This window comes from Rhodococcus rhodochrous (assembly GCF_014854695.1).
In the GTDB taxonomy this organism is placed as follows: Bacteria; Actinomycetota; Actinomycetes; order Mycobacteriales; family Mycobacteriaceae; genus Rhodococcus.
The window spans coordinates 4698608-4713303 of sequence record NZ_CP027557.1 but is presented as its reverse complement, the minus strand read 5'-3'; the positions used below and the strand labels follow the sequence as shown (position 1 = coordinate 4713303).

The 14696-nt window shown below is 68.9% G+C and carries 12 protein-coding genes; 6 read left to right on the top strand and 6 right to left on the bottom strand.

Annotated features, from left to right (window positions below):
- Window positions 1-18: 18 nt before the first annotated feature.
- Window positions 19-693, top strand: coding sequence for a DUF1707 SHOCT-like domain-containing protein (locus tag C6Y44_RS21425; RefSeq protein ID WP_060650327.1), 675 nt, complete (start codon window positions 19-21; stop codon window positions 691-693).
- A gap of 56 nt (window positions 694-749) precedes the next feature.
- On the opposite strand, the gene C6Y44_RS21420 is transcribed toward C6Y44_RS21425, so the two are convergent.
- The 3 genes from C6Y44_RS21420 to trmB are packed head-to-tail and all read right to left on the bottom strand — an operon-like array spanning window position 750 to window position 5587.
- A complete protein-coding gene (locus tag C6Y44_RS21420; protein ID WP_159417494.1) occupies window positions 750-4142 on the bottom strand; it encodes an MMPL family transporter in 3393 nt (1130 codons plus the stop codon).
- A gap of 9 nt (window positions 4143-4151) precedes the next feature.
- Entirely contained in the window at window positions 4152-4844 is a 693-nt protein-coding gene (locus tag C6Y44_RS21415; RefSeq protein ID WP_026061641.1) for an NYN domain-containing protein, read from the bottom strand.
- Window positions 4841-5587: a tRNA (guanosine(46)-N7)-methyltransferase TrmB gene (trmB, locus tag C6Y44_RS21410; protein ID WP_159417495.1), complete on the bottom strand. Its 747-nt coding sequence runs from the start codon at window positions 5585-5587 to the stop codon at window positions 4841-4843. Before trmB ends, C6Y44_RS21415 begins: the two co-directional genes overlap by 4 nt.
- A gap of 135 nt (window positions 5588-5722) precedes the next feature.
- On the opposite strand from trmB, the gene C6Y44_RS21405 reads away from it, so the two are divergent.
- The 5 genes from C6Y44_RS21405 to C6Y44_RS21385 all read left to right on the top strand — a co-directional run bounded on the left by C6Y44_RS21405 (window position 5723) and on the right by C6Y44_RS21385 (window position 12379).
- Window positions 5723-6367 (top strand): hypothetical protein, encoded by a 645-nt coding sequence (locus C6Y44_RS21405; RefSeq protein WP_159417496.1) that lies wholly within the window; start codon window positions 5723-5725, stop codon window positions 6365-6367.
- Window positions 6364-7749, top strand: a complete 1386-nt coding sequence (locus C6Y44_RS21400; RefSeq protein WP_159417497.1) for a hypothetical protein — start codon at window positions 6364-6366, stop codon at window positions 7747-7749. Before C6Y44_RS21405 ends, C6Y44_RS21400 begins: the two co-directional genes overlap by 4 nt.
- A gap of 38 nt (window positions 7750-7787) precedes the next feature.
- Window positions 7788-8165 (top strand): DUF6802 family protein, encoded by a 378-nt coding sequence (locus C6Y44_RS21395; protein ID WP_159417498.1) that lies wholly within the window; start codon window positions 7788-7790, stop codon window positions 8163-8165.
- Between the two features lie 280 nt (window positions 8166-8445).
- On the top strand, window positions 8446-10278 hold the full coding sequence (locus tag C6Y44_RS21390) for a phosphoenolpyruvate carboxykinase (GTP) (protein ID WP_159417499.1): 1833 nt from the start codon (window positions 8446-8448) through the stop codon (window positions 10276-10278).
- 199 nt (window positions 10279-10477) lie between these two features.
- Window positions 10478-12379, top strand: a complete 1902-nt coding sequence (locus C6Y44_RS21385; RefSeq protein ID WP_225623645.1) for an NHL repeat-containing protein — start codon at window positions 10478-10480, stop codon at window positions 12377-12379.
- A 3-nt stretch (window positions 12380-12382) separates the two neighbouring features.
- Here the strand turns inward: C6Y44_RS21385 and C6Y44_RS21380 are convergent, their stop codons facing one another.
- Genes C6Y44_RS21380 through C6Y44_RS21370 form a run of 3 tightly spaced genes read right to left on the bottom strand, consistent with a single transcriptional unit; the run spans window position 12383 to window position 14651 of the window.
- Window positions 12383-12859, bottom strand: a complete 477-nt coding sequence (locus C6Y44_RS21380; protein WP_159417500.1) for a VOC family protein — start codon at window positions 12857-12859, stop codon at window positions 12383-12385.
- Between the two features lie 59 nt (window positions 12860-12918).
- Window positions 12919-14088: a zinc-dependent alcohol dehydrogenase gene (locus tag C6Y44_RS21375; protein ID WP_159419114.1), complete on the bottom strand. Its 1170-nt coding sequence runs from the start codon at window positions 14086-14088 to the stop codon at window positions 12919-12921.
- Complete coding sequence (locus C6Y44_RS21370) at window positions 14088-14651, bottom strand: SRPBCC family protein (protein WP_120280382.1); 564 nt, start codon at window positions 14649-14651, stop codon at window positions 14088-14090. The genes C6Y44_RS21375 and C6Y44_RS21370 overlap by 1 nt, the downstream gene beginning before the upstream one ends.
- Between the last annotated feature and the right edge of the window lie 45 nt (window positions 14652-14696).

Genomic DNA, 14696 nt, shown 5'->3' with positions numbered 1-14696 from the left:
CCCGTTAAGCTCGGGGGCATGGAACCGAAGGATCTGCGGGTGTCGGACGCCGAACGCGAGCACGTCGGCGAACTTCTGCAGCGGGCGGTCGGGCAGGGAATGCTCTCGCTCGGGGAGTTCACCGAACGGATGGACACCGTCCTCGCGGCCAAGACCCGAGGCGACCTGAACCAGGTGCTCGTCGACCTACCCGGTATCCAGATCCGGCCCGAGTTCCAGGAACAGAATCTGCCGGGTATGTCGCAGGCGCACTACCCCGCGCCGAGTGCGGCCGGCTACCCGGCGCCGAGTGCAGCTGCATTCCCCGCGACCGGCCAGGGCGCTCCTCTCGTGATCAAGGGCCGTGTCTCCGGCATCGAACGCAAGGGTCGCTGGCACGTGCCGCCCACCATCGTCCTCGACACCGTCGCGTCCTCCGTGACCCTCGACTTCACCGAGGCGGTGATGCAGACGCAGGTCGTGCGGATCGACGTGAGCGACTACCTCAGCTCGATCAACATCGTGCTCCCCGCCGAGGCCACGGCCGACGTCAACGGCGTCGAGAACGTCGCGTCGAGCGTGTCGTCGAAGGTGCGCGGCGGAGCGCCGTACGGGCCGCTGCACGTCGTGGTGACGGGCAAGGTCCGCGGCGGGAGTTTCAACGTCACCCATCCGCTGTCCACGCGGCTGCGGAAGTTCTTCAACGGCAGCTGACCCGGAAACACCCGAGGCGACCCGCTCTGCGGGTCGCCTCGGGTTCGTTCGGGAGATCAGTCGCGACGCTGCCGGGCGATCAGCTCGCTGACGCTGATCGAACGACCGCTGTCGGGACCGTGGCGTCCACGCCTCCGCGACTCCGCGTCGTTCTGCTCCGGCTGCGATTCGTCCGCCCGCGCTTCCGGCCGCTCGCCGGCCGGGCGGGACGGCTGCTCCGGACCACGGGACCGGGAGGGTAGAGGCGGACGGGGACCGTTCTGTGTCGGCGGCTGCATGCCCTGTGTGGGCGGCTGCTGAGTACCCGGCACGGGCGGCCGGGCAGGAGGTCGCGGTGCCTCCGATGTCGGGGGACGCTGCGAGTCCGGTGCCGAAGGTCGCTGGGGCTCTGGCGCCGAGGGTCGCTGCGTTCCGGCGGCCGAGGGGCGCGGTGCGCCGGAAGTGGGCCTCGACCGCTGGGCCGAAGACTCCCCGCCGGGCGACGTGCGGCGCAACTGGGACAACCAGTTCTCGATCGCCTGCGGATCCCGTCCACGACCGGTGCCGGGCTCGCTCGGCCGCGGAGCCTGGGCACCGGGCAGAGCCTCCGCATCGCCCGGGGCAGCGGGCGGCCGGACGAAGGACTGCGGCAATGGCGGCGGAACCTCCCCGCGCTGACGGCGGGGAAGCGGAGGCACCGACGACGGCGACGACGGGTCGGACGCACCGCGCTGTGTCGAATCGAGCGCACCGCGCTGTGTCTGATCGAGCGCACCGCGCTGCGTCGAATCGAGCGCACCGCGCTGCGTGACATCGCGCTGCGGCATCTCGGGGGCACGACGTTCGGGCTTCTCCGGGACACCCTTCTCCGGGACACCGCGCCCCGGAAGAGCCGAGCCGTTGCGCTCGTCCACCGGCGGCCGGTCCTCCGGGCGACGACGCGGCTCCGGGACCGGACGCGACGGACGCCCCGGACCCGTACCGGGCTGCACCGGACGGCTCGCCGGCATCGGACGCCCGGCTGCCGGCGGCACCCGTTCGCCGTTCCGCGGAGCAGCAGGAGGACGACCGGATGCGGGCGCGGCCGGACGGACCGAAGGACGGCCCGGGGCCTGCCGTCGCACCGGCGGCGGCGTGAGATCGCGGAGCTTGCGCTGTTCGGCGGCAGGCCTCGGCGGAGCGATCTTGGGCAACGGCTGCGTGAGGTCGGAGCCGCCCTCGAAGGCGCCTGCCGGGAAACGGTGCGCGCCCGTGGCCGCGACCGTCGCCGGACCGAACATGCCGACGGTGATGAGCTCGGGAACGTCCTCGGGCATCAGTTCGTCGGCGAGGATCGGTTCGCCCAGGCCGATCTTCTCCTGGACCCGCTTCATCCACGCCGGGGCCCACCAGCAGTCGTCGCCGAGCAGCTTCATCACGGCGGGCACGAGGAACATGCGGATGACGGTCGCGTCGATGATCAGCGCGGCGATCATGCCGAACGCGATGTACTTCATCATCACCAGCTCCGAGAACCCGAAGGCACCGGTGACGACGATGAGGATCAGCGCGGCCGCGGTGATGATGCGACCGGTGTGGGCGGTACCGATACGGATCGACTCAGTGGTGCTCGCCCCCAACGATCTCGCCTCGACCATTCTGGAGAGCAGGAACACCTCGTAGTCGGTCGACAGGCCGTACACGATCGCGATGATCAGCACGAGCACCGGCGACATGATCGGTCCCGGGGTGAAGTTGAGCAGATCGGCGCCGTTGCCGTCGATGAAGATCCAGGTGAGGATGCCCAGCGTCGAACCCAGGCCCAGGGCGCTCATCAACACGGCCTTGACCGGCAGCACGAGCGAGCCGAACGCCAGGAACATCAGCAACGTCGTCAACAGCACGACGACCACGACCATCAGCGGCAGGGTCTCGAGCAGGGCGGCGATGGAGTCCTGCTCGATCGCCGGGGTGCCGCCGACGAGCACTTCGACACCTTCGGGCCATTCGGCCGCGTGCAGGTACTCGATGGTGTCGGCGGACTCGTTGCGGTCGGTCAGACCGGCCTTGAGCACGCGGACGCCGTCCTTCGCGGGGCCGGTGATCTGGAACTTCTCGACGAGGCCGGGAGCCTCGCTGGCCGTCGTGATGATCTTGTTGAGATCGCCGCCCTCGGCACCGCGGACGACGAGCTTGACCGGCTCGGCGCGCTGGCCGGGGAACAGTTCGTCGAAGGTCTCCTGCGCGACGCGCGTGGGGTGTTCGGGCGGCAGGTAGGTCTCGTTGATGCCGCCGAACTTGATGCCGGTCAGCGGCATGATGAGCAGCAGCAGACCGATGACCGTCGGGATGGTCACCTTCATCGGGTTGACCATCACCCAGCGGCAGAGGCGGCCGAGGAAACTGTTCTCGACCTGCTCGTTCGACTGGATCTGCCCGAAGCGTTTCATGCCGAACTTGTCGATGCGCCGGCCGAGGATGCTCAGGATGGCGGGCAGGATCGTGATCGACAGCAGGGCGGCCAGCGAAACCGCCGAGATCGCGCCGTAGGCGACCGACTTGAGGAAGCCCTGCGGGAAGAGCACGAGGCCACCGAGGCTGGTGACGACCATCGTCGCCGAGAACACCACCGTGCGACCTGCGGTGATGACGGTGCGTCGCACCGCCGCCGGGGTGTCGTAGCCCTCGGCGAGTTCCTCACGGAAACGCGACACCATGAACAGGCCGTAGTCGATCGCCAGGCCGAGACCGATCAGTGAGACGACCGGTGCGACGAACGAGTTGACCTCGGTGAAGTTGGTGATCAACCGGACGATGCCGTTCGCCGCGACGATCGTGAGACCACCGGTGATCAGCGGGAGAGCGGCCGCGACCACACCGCCGAAGACGAAGAACAGCAGGATGCCGACGGCGGGGATCGCGAGGATCTCCATGCGTTTGATGTCGTTGGCCATCGTGTCGTTCAGCGCGCCGGAGATCGGCTGCAGACCGGCGAGCTGCACGTCGACGCCGTCGATGTAGAAGGCGTCCTTGACCTCGCGGAAGTTGCCGGTCAGCTCCGTGTCGTCCTCGCCGGCGATGGCGATCGACGCGATCGCGTGCTGGCGCGACGGGTCGGCCAGCGTCGGCAGCGACGGTGCGTTGTCCGTGGGCCAGTACGCACCGTTGATCTTGAGGATTTCGTCGGGGTGCTCCGCGACCAGCGAGTTCAGGCTGTCGGTGATCTTCGCGGAGAACGCGGGATCGTCGACCGTGCTGCCCTCGGGCGCCGTGTACAGCACCAGCACGTCGCCCGCGGTGTCGCGGCCGAAGGTGCCGTCGGCGAGCTTGGCGGCGGCGACGGACTCCGAACCGGGATCGTCCCAGCCGCTCTGGCTGAGGTGATCGTTCAGGCTCAGCCCGTACCCGGCGAGCGCGAGCAACCCCGCGACCATCACCGCAATGACGGTGAAGCGCGCGCGGTAGACGAGCTCTCCCCAACGGTCGAACACGTAAGTCTCCTATTCGGCGACGCTCTTGCGCCCCACCAGGAGAGCAGAAAGCGGTCGGAACGGCTGCAGCCAGGCACCCTCGTCGGGCAGCGATTCCAGGCTGACGCGGGGCAGCGGTTCGCGGAACACACCGGGAATGTCCTCGAGATCGAGGAACTCGATGATCTCGGAGGTCACCGCCCAGCTGGCGTGCTCGCGGAAACCGAGCACCTGGGTCGCGATGCCCTCCTGAGCGAGCCTCTCGAGGGGCTCACGGAACGCCTGCCCGTCGGCGGAGGCCACCATGACACCGGCGAGACCCTCCCGGTGCCTCAGCTCGATGTGGTTCAGCATGTCGGAGTCGACATCGCTGTCCTCGTCGATCTTCGGCTTGGCGAACACCGCGAAGCCCACATTACGCAGGGCCTCGACCCAGGGGCGGACGACGTCCGCGCTGCCGGGGGCGATGTTGGTGAACACCGTGGCCTCGGGTTCGAGGGTCGCGGAGTGCAGACGCGACAGTTCGGCAGTGCGCCCGAGCAGCCATCGGCCGAGAGCGTCGAAACGCGGACGGTAGGCGGCGGTGGGACGGCCGCCGAGGATCGCGCCGAGGCCCATGTCGAGGTTGGGTGCGTCCCAGACGAGCAGGACCTTACGGACCGGCTCGACGCCGTCGATCGCGGAGGAATCGGTCACGCCGGGAAGCTCTTCATGGACACTCATGCTCCGATCTTCCCCCAGACGAACTCGTTGATCGCGCTACCCACCTGGTGTGCCTTGTCCTCGAACTTGGTGACCGGGCGTTCGAGGCTGATCGGGGAGGTGCCGGTGAAGCGGGCGAGGCGTGGTTCGGCATCGCCCACCTCGGCGATGGCCTCGGCGTAATCGGCGTGGTCGGTGGCCACGTGCAGCACTCCACCAGGCTTCAACCGGTCGGCGATCAGGGCGAACGTCGGGGCCTGCAAGAGCCGGCGCTTGTGGTGGCGGGCCTTGGGCCACGGATCCGGGAAGAAGACCCGCACGCCGGTGAGCGACTCGGTGGTGAGCATCTTCTCGAGCACCTCGACGGCGTCGCCGCGCAGGATCCGCAGGTTCCGGATCGGCGCGTCGGTGTCGTAGCTGCGTTCGATGTTCTGCAGTGTCTGGGCGATGCCGGGCTTGTAGACCTCTACGGCGATGAGGTTCACCTCGGGCTCGGCCTGGGCCATGGCGACCGCGGCGGTTCCCGTTCCGGATCCGATCTCGAGGACGAGGGGCGCGGAGCGGCCGAACCATGCGTCGACGTCGAGCGGTTCGTCGCCGACCTCCTTACCGAGTTCGGGCCAACGACGGTCCCAGCACTGCTGCTGAGGGTCGGTCAGCGATCCACGGCGGGACCGGAAACTCGTCACCCTGGGGTACAGGCGGTTCCCGCGGGTCGGGCGCTCGTCGAGCGTCTCGGTGGTGTGCTGATCGGCTTCGTTCACCCGTCCATTGTCGCGTATTCCGAGAGTGTGTGGCGGGAGTGACCTGAGTGGCCACAGTGTTTTCTCAGGGAAGCATTCGTTCGGCTGCCTGTCAGCGGTCTCTCTGCGACAATCTCCGCCGACGATCGGGGGATCATGACGGGGGAGTTGTGGCACCACCTCGCCGCGCAGGTCGAACAACGGGATGCGCAGGCAGGGCGGTTGATTCGCAGGGCGCTGGCCGAGCATGCGGCCGCGCTGCGGGTGCAGGTCGCGGGGCGGCCCGGGACCGGCCGGGAGTGCGTCGAGGCGCAGGTACGCGAACTGCTGCTCCGCAGGGTCGATATCGAGGGTGGGGAAGTAGACGCGGCCGTGGCCGGAGTGGCAGTGGACACGCCGGACGGTCCCGATCCGGTCCTCGACGGTGACCTCGTCGTTTACGTCGTGCCGCGTCGTCTCGACCCGGCCGTCGCCCATCCGGCCGACCGCGCCGCGCTGGCGGCCGTCGATCCTCGTCGCCTCGTCCTCGTGGTGACGGGCGGGACGGATGACACCGAGTGCGCTCTCGTCGCGCGTGCGACGGAGGTGCCGCCGGATCAGGTGGTCGCCGTCCACGACGACGCGCGGCTCGCGGAACCGCTCGCCGCGCGTGCGGCCGTGGTCCGCCGCCTACGCGACGAGGAGCTCGCCCGGGTCGTGGCGGGTGTCCCGGCTGCACCGCAGGCGCGCGAACTCGTCGAACAGACCCTCGACCTGATCGGGCTGGGCCCGATGGAGTCCGTCGCCGCAGGACCGCAGTGACACCGCCGAGCGGACTCGTGGATCCGGCCGACGACGTCCTGCGCCGATGGAACCCGCGCGGATGGATGGGACTGCACGGGCCGGCCGCGACCGGCGTGCGGGTCGTCGGAGTGCCCGGTTCCGGCGCCGGCACGCTGGCAGCGGAGCTACGACATCTGGGCGGGCCGGACATCACGGACGAGGGCCGCGCCGTCACTCTCGTGGTGCTCGACCCGTCGGCGACGATCGGCCGCACCGAACTGGACCTCGTGCGCGCGGCGGCAGCCGAGTCGATCGAGGTCGTCTGTGCGTTGACGGGCATCGACCGCTTCCCCGACTGGCGTGCGGTGCGCGACGCCGACGTCGAGATCCTGCAGCGGCACGCGTCCTGGTTGCCGCGGGTCGTGATCCTGCCCGTGAGCGCCGCAGCCGCGCGGCGGGCACGCGAACTCGAAGACGACGCGAGCGAGGCGGTCCGGCAGACCCTGTTCACCGCGTCCGGACTCGTCGAACTGCGGGACGTCCTGGCCGCGACGGTCCGGTCGTCGCACGACCCGCGACGAGCACGAGCAGCGGTCGTCGCCGCCACCCGGCCGATGATCGAGGAGGAGATCGGGCGCCTGAGCGCGGAGGACGAGGAAGGCGACCTGCGTGCGGAGCGCTCCCGCCTCACCGCCGCAGCACCACCCGCGACCTCCGGTCCCGATCTACGCCGGCTGCAGGTGACGCTGTTGCAGGAGGTCGCGATGCGCGTGCGGGCGGCGTCCACCGCTGCGGGCGAGGTGCTCGAGACCGCGGACGCGGATGCGGTGGTCACGACGATCGACGCCCACGTCGACGACCTGTGCGCGCGGCTCACCGACGAGACGGCCAGGATCGCACCGGGCACGCCGGCGCCGGAACCCACGCGCACGGCCCGCCCACCGCAGACCGCGCGGTCGATGGAGGACACGCTGACGGTGGTCTTCGGTGCGTCGGCAGGTGCCGGTCTCGGCAGACTGCTCCTCACCCCGTTCGGGGACCTGCCGGGCTGGATGTCGCTGGTGGTCGCGATCGCGTGCGCGGTCCCGGCGGCCGGATGGCTGATACGGATCCGCAGGCGCATCGCCTACCGCGACCGGATGCGGCGGTGGATCGCCGACGAGCTCGCGACCGTACGGGCGGAACTCGACACCTGGATCCGCACCCGCATCCACGAGACGGAACTGCAGTCCACCGCGCTCGCGGTCGCCGCGCGCGACCGGCACGCGACCCGCGTGCGTGAGCGCGTCGCCGCGATCGACGTGGAGATCACCCGTCGCCGTGGCGAGCGGCGTGCCCGCATCGCCGCGTGCGAACGCGACCTGGCGGCACTCGGACACATCCCGGAACCGCAGGGTGCCGGGGTGCGTCCAACCGGATAGGAGCGATCCGGCGGGTGCCGGGTCGGAAAGGGGAGACGATGGCCGAATTCGCCGGCTCGGGTGGCGCACCCCAGCCGTTCACCGATCCGTTCGATCCGTCCGGGTTCGATCCGGCCGAGGTGGCCGCCTGGGCCGACGCGCTCGCCCCGACCACGGACCTCGACGGTGACGGCGCTGCCGAGACGGTCGTCGCCGATACCGAGCGCTGGAGGGTCGGTGGCGACTGGGGCGACGGCCTGGTGGTGGCCACCGACACCGATCTCGACGGCAGCAGCGACCGCCTGTCGGTGATCGCGGACGACGGCCGTTACGGCGTGTGGGAATACTGTCGCGAGCTCGACGGATCGGGTCGGTGGAGCCGACTGGACACAGGTAGCCTTGAATACGACGTACACCACGGAGAAGAGTCGAAGTGATTCATATCCGGCTGCGCAGCAGGGGGAGGGGACGGTATTGTGCGCAAGTTCTGAATCGTTTCTGTGAGATTTCCGACCGGCCCCGAGTGACGCCGGTCTGCATTCCGACGTTAACCTCTATGAAAAGGACATCCGGCGCCTACTTCGCCTGTTCGGCCACGGACGAAGTAGGTGGTACCCCTGCCGAGAGGGGCAAGCCCGGGTCTGCCATCGTCCGCACAGAAGAACGTGCAGGTCGGAGGTGGGATCCCGGTTCCGGGCACACCCCAGGAGAGTTTTGATGACCTCAGCGACCATTCCCGGTTTGAACGGTACCGACGACAAGCTCCCGACCCAGCATGCCGAGTTGCTTGCCTGGGTCCAGGAGATTGCCGAGCTCACCCAGCCCGATCGTGTCGTATGGGCCGACGGATCCGATGAGGAATGGGACCGTCTGACCTCTCAGCTGGTCGAGGCCGGCACCTTCACGCGTCTGAACGACGAGAAGAAGCCGAACTCGTTCCTGGCCAATTCCGATCCGTCGGACGTCGCACGCGTCGAGTCGCGCACCTTCATCTGCTCGAAGAACGAGATCGACGCGGGCCCGACCAACAACTGGGTCGACCCCGACGAGATGCGCGCCACGATGACCGAGCTGTACCGCGGCAGCATGCGCGGACGCACCCTCTTCGTCGTGCCCTTCTGCATGGGCCCGCTCGGTGCCGAGGACCCGAAGCTCGGCGTCGAGCTGACCGACTCGGAGTACGTCGTCGTCTCGATGCGCATCATGACCCGCATGGGCAGCGCGGCGCTCGAGAAGCTCGGCACCGACCGTCCGTTCGTCAAGGCGTTGCACTCCGTGGGTGCGCCGCTCGAGGCCGGTCAGCAGGATGTCCCGTGGCCGTGCAACGACACGAAGTACATCACCCACTTCCCCGAGACCCGTGAGATCTGGAGCTTCGGCTCCGGCTACGGCGGCAACGCCCTGCTCGGCAAGAAGTGCTACTCGCTGCGCATCGCGTCGGCCATGGCCCACGACGAGGGCTGGCTGGCCGAGCACATGCTGATCCTCAAGCTGATCTCGCCCGAGGACAAGGCCTACTACATCGCCGCGGCGTTCCCGTCGGCCTGTGGCAAGACCAACCTCGCGATGATCCAGCCGACCATCCCGGGCTGGCGTGCCGAGACCCTCGGTGACGACATCGCGTGGATGCGTTTCGGCAAGGACGGCCGCCTCTACGCCGTCAACCCCGAGTTCGGTTTCTTCGGTGTCGCGCCGGGCACCAGCGCCGACTCGAACCCGAACGCGATGGCGACCATCGAGGCCGGCAACACCATCTACACCAACGTCGCGAAGACCGACGACGGCGACATCTGGTGGGAGGGCATCGGCGGCGAGACCCCGGCGCACCTCACCGACTGGCTGGGCAACGACTGGACCCCCGAGTCCGGCACCAACGCCGCCCACCCGAACTCGCGCTACTGCACCCCGATGTCGCAGTGCCCGATCCTCGCCCCCGAGTGGGACGACCCGCAGGGTGTGCCGATCTCCGCGATCCTGTTCGGTGGCCGCCGCAAGACGACGGTGCCCCTCGTCAGCGAGTCCTTCGACTGGCAGCACGGCACCTTCCTCGGCGCGACCCTGTCGTCCGAGCAGACCGCCGCGGCAGAGGGCAAGGTCGGTAGCGTCCGTCGCGACCCGATGGCCATGCTGCCCTTCCTCGGCTACAACGCCGGCGACTACCTGAACCACTGGATCACGCTCGGCAAGAACGCCGACGAGGACAAGCTGCCGAAGATCTTCTACGTCAACTGGTTCCGTCGCGGCGACGACGGCCGCTTCCTGTGGCCCGGCTTCGGCGAGAACTCGCGCGTGCTCAAGTGGATCGTCGACCGCATCGAGCACAAGGCCGGCGCGCAGTCCACGCCGATCGGCTACGTGCCCAGCGCCGCCGACCTCACGCTCGACGGTCTCGATGTCGATCCCGCCGACGTCGACGAGGCCCTCAAGGTCGACGTCGAGGAGTGGAAGGCCGAGATCGACGGCATCGCCGAGTGGTTCGAGTTCCTCGGTGAGAAGGTGCCCTCGGGCATCCGCGACGAGTTCGAGGCCCTCAAGCAGCGTCTGGGCTGAGTCCGTACAGCACGACGAATGCCGCTCCCGGTTCCGGCCGGGGGCGGCATTCGCCGTCTGTGGGATACGCCGTCCGCGGGGATACGGGGGTGAAATCCGGGAAATCGTCCACAGCGGACATCTCGGTTGTGCCACGCTGACCGGTGACGTAGTTCGACGATGCACTGCAACTACTTTCCGTCGGCGAGAGGGTCGTCTCGTGCGTGGTTCGAGTCGTATCGGTCGGAAGTGTGCGGCACTGGTGGGAGCGACGGCGCTGGCCTGGGCGCTCCTGGCGGCACCCGCCACCGCACAGAACGAAGAGCAACTCCGCGGACGTGTCCTCACGTCCGCGGTTCCGTTGCCCGGCTACGAGATATCGCTGTTCGCGACGTCGGCCGACGGTCCGGCCCTGCTGGGGCGCGCGACGTCGGGACCGGCGGGTGACTTCGCGATCGGGTACACACCGCAGCCGGCGTCGTCGGTGATCTATGCGGTGGCCGGGAAACCGGGCTCTCCGGCGGTGCTGAGCGGCGTGCTGGGCGTGGGGAATTCGCCGGCGGACGTCGTTCTCGACGAGAAGACCACGGTGGCAGCGGCTTACGCGCTGGCGCAGTTCACCGAGGGCGGTAGGGTCGCCGGACCGTCGCCCGGTCTGCAGAACGCGGCACGTATGGCGCACAATCTCGTCGATCCCGTCACGGGCGACATCGCTCCGGTACTCGGAACTTCCCCGAACGGCCCCGATACCGAAGCGCTGGGCACCTTCGGTTCCCTCGCCGACATGGTCGCCAACTGCATTGCCCTGCAGCAGGTGTGCGACCAACTGGTGCGGCTCGCCGGGACGCCCGGTGGGGCACCGGCTTCCGACACCTGGCAGGCCATGGTGAACACCGCCCGTCATCCCTGGCAGAACGTCGTCGAGTTGTTCGCGGTGTCGAAGGCAGGTCCGTCCCCGATCGTTCCCGACCGTGCCCTCCCCCCGAGTGCATGGACGTTGGCGCTGCGCTTCGTCGGCGACGGTGTGTCGATGGACGGCCCCGGCAACATGACCGTCGATCGCGACGGCAACATCTGGGTGACCAACAATTACGAATACGCGCCCGGCACCGACACTCCGGTGTGCGGCGCGGACAACCTCATCAGGCTCACCCCCACGGGCGAGTTCTACCCCGGATCGCCGTACACCGGTGGCGGACTGAGCGGGGCAGGGTTCGGTATCGACATCGACCGCGACGGCAACGTGTGGGTGGCCAACTTCGGATTCGCGGCTCCCGCCCCCGGCTGCCCGGACGACCGGCAACCACCGCACAACAGCCTGTCGGTGTTCACGGCGGACGGGCAGCCGATCTCACCCGACACCGGGTTCACGCAGGGAGAGATCGACTGGCCGCAGGGCCTGATCTCCCACAGCAGCGGCGACATCTGGACGGCCAACTGCGGCAACGACAGCGTCACGATCTATCCGGGCGGAAACCCGGCCGCCGCACGCAACCTCACCGACCTCGGCGTGACGAAACCCTTCGCCCTCGCCGAGGGCGCCGACGGCCGGGTGTTCGTCACCGGCAACGGCAGCGACACCGTCGTTGTGCTCGAGGCCTCCGGCACCCCGATCGTCCCGGCCATCGGCGGGGCCGGACTCGAGAAACCCCTCGGCGTGGCCGTCGATTCCGCGGGAACCGCGTGGGTCGCGAACTCGCGGGTCATCGGCATCCCCTGCCCGGATCCCGCGCTGACCCCCACTCTCGAGGGCAGCCTCACGATGATCGACGGGAATCTCACGCCGTTCCCCATCACCGGCGGCGGCCTCCGGGTGCCGTGGGGTGTGGTCGTCGACGGCAACGACAACATCTGGGTCGCGAACTTCGCCGGCCGGGCCGTCTCCCAGTTCTGCGGCAGCAGGGCAGTGGACTGCCGCCCCGGAACCACCACGGGCGCACCGATCTCCCCGGACGTCACCGGCTACGGATTCGACGGTCTCGTCCGCAACACCGGCATCACGATCGACCAGGCCGGGAACGTGTGGGTGGCCAACAACTGGAAGGAGATCCCGATCCAGACCAACCCCGGCGGTTACGAGATGGTGGCCTTCGTCGGGGCCGCCGCGCCCGTGACGCCCTGACCGTCACGCGTTCTGCGTTGCCGCCCACTCGTCGAGTCGTCGCTTCGCTTCCTCAGCGGGCACGTTCTCGACCCGCGTCATCACGGCCCACCGATGACCGAACGGATCGAGGATCGACGCGAACCGGTCGCCGGTGACGAAGGTCGACGGTTCCTCGAACACGCGGGCACCGAGGGCGACGGCCCGCGCGAACACCGCGTCGGCGTCCGCGCAGTACAGCACGTACGAATGGTCGACGTCGTTCGTTCCGCTCGGCGCGTGCAGGCCGATGCCGGGATGGGGATCGCTCAATTGCAGTCGGCCGTTGCCGAAATCGAGCTCTGCGTGCATCACCGCCCCGTCGGGGCCGTCCATCCGGTCGACGACGGTCGCTCCGAACGCGTCGCAGTAGAAGTCGATCGCGCGGGAGGCGCCGTCCACGACGAGGAAGGGGGTGAGGGAGGTGTATCCCTCGGGAATGGGGTTCACCGAATTCGTCATGGCGCCAGTGTCGGACGCCGACCGTGCGCTCGTATTGAAGAAATCCGACCGGTGAAGATCTAGGGGCGGAAGACCGCGCGCAGGCAGTCGTCCTCCTTGTTCTTGAACATCTCGTATCCGCGCACCGCGTCGGTGAGCGGAAGGTCGTGCGTCATGAGCCAACTCGGATCCAGGCGGCTCTCGAGGACGTGTTCGAACAGGGTGGGCATGTACCGCTGGCCGTGTTGCTGCGCCGTCCGCAGGGTCAGGCTCTTGTTCGTCAGCACCGCCATCGGGAACTTGTCGGTGACCCCGTAGATGCCGAGCACCGACACGACTCCGCCCTTGCCGCAGGACAGGATCGCCTCGCGCAGGGAGGTCGCGCGGTCGCTCTCCATCCGCAGCGCCTGCTTGACCTTGTCGTAGGCCTGCATGACGCCGGTGCCGTGACCCTCCATGCCCACCGCGTCGATACAGGCGTCCGGTCCGCGTCCGCCGGTGCTCTCGCGGAGCGTCTCGTAGACGCTGTCGACCTCGGTGTAGTCCACGGTTTCGGCGCCCACCTTCTTCGCGGCGCGGTCGAGGCGGTCGCGGAAACGGTCGATCACGATCACCCTGTCGGCGCCCATGATCCTCGCACTCGCCGCGGCCATGAGACCGACGGCGCCGGCGCCCCAGACCGCCACGGTGTCGCCCGGGGTGATGTCGCAGAAGTCGGCGCCCATGTAACCCGTCGGTACCGCGTCCGACAGGAACAGGGCCTGTTCGTCGCCGACACCCTCGGGGATCTGGAAGCAGTTGACGTCGCCGAAGGGCACGCGGATGTACTCGGCGTGCGAACCCTGGTACCCGCCGAACGGGTGGGTGTAGCCGTAGATTCCGCCGGTGGGATAGCCCAGCACCGGTTGCTGCATCGCGGCGTTCGGGTTGGTGGTGTCGCACACCGCGTGCAGGCCGTCGGCGCAGTACGGGCACTTCCCGCATCCGATGAACGACGGCACGACCACCCGGTCGCCGACCCGCACGGTGGTCACCTCCGGGCCGGTGTCGACGATCTCGCCCATGAACTCGTGGCCGATCACGTCGCCCTCCCGCATCCCCGGCAGATACCCGCCGAGGAAGTGCAGATCGGACCCACAGGTCGTGGTGAGGCGGACCCGCACGATCACGTCGTGCGGATTGACCAGGCCGGGATCGTCGACCGTCTCCACCGACAACTCGTTCACGCCCATCCAGCACAGGGCTCGCATCACGCGTCTCCTTCCGATTCACGGGCACTCGGACTGCCCTGCAGGGTGGGGATCTCACCGGTCTGCATGAGGGCTCGCGCACGGTAGAGCGCGGTGAAGGTCAGGGCGCCGGTGACGAGATCGGGGACGGGAACCTCGGCACGCAGGGTCATCGCGGTGCCGCCCCGGGGTGCGTCGGACACCGCGAGGACCACGCGCGGGCCCGGGGTGTCCGCGTCGTCCTCGCCGACGAAGGCGAGTCCTTCCGAGGTGACGTCGACGCGGGTGTCCCAGGTCGTCCCGCCGGGGCCCTCCCAGGTCCAGCGCAGCCGGTTCGCTTCGACCGTCTCCACCCGGACGCGGTCGCCGAAGACTCTGCTCAGATTCTCGGGATCCCGCCAGAACTGCATGACCTGCGCCCGTGGAGCCGCGACGGTCACCGTCTGCGGTTTCCGAGCGTCGACGGGCCGGTCGACGGCGCGCCGGACGAATCCGCCCACCGAGCGACCGGCGTCGTCGATCGCCCTGTTCGCGTTCTCCACGACTCGGCTTGCGTTCTGCACGACTCTGTCGAAGTCGACCACGGTGGTCTCCTTGTTCGGATGCTCGGGCCGGTGTCCGGTACTCGG

Bases quoted from the DNA above. Each gene is read 5' to 3' on its own strand.
- C6Y44_RS21425 (WP_060650327.1), top strand. From the start codon at position 19: ATGGAACCGAAGGATCTGCGGGTGTCGGACGCCGAACGCGAGCACGTC.
- C6Y44_RS21415 (WP_026061641.1), bottom strand. From the start codon at position 4,844: ATGAGTGTCCATGAAGAGCTTCCCGGCGTGACCGATTCCTCCGCGATC.
- C6Y44_RS21405 (WP_159417496.1), top strand. From the start codon at position 5,723: ATGACGGGGGAGTTGTGGCACCACCTCGCCGCGCAGGTCGAACAACGG.
- C6Y44_RS21395 (WP_159417498.1), top strand. From the start codon at position 7,788: ATGGCCGAATTCGCCGGCTCGGGTGGCGCACCCCAGCCGTTCACCGAT.
- C6Y44_RS21390 (WP_159417499.1), top strand. From the start codon at position 8,446: ATGACCTCAGCGACCATTCCCGGTTTGAACGGTACCGACGACAAGCTC.
- C6Y44_RS21380 (WP_159417500.1), bottom strand. From the start codon at position 12,859: ATGACGAATTCGGTGAACCCCATTCCCGAGGGATACACCTCCCTCACC.
- C6Y44_RS21375 (WP_159419114.1), bottom strand. From the start codon at position 14,088: ATGCGAGCCCTGTGCTGGATGGGCGTGAACGAGTTGTCGGTGGAGACG.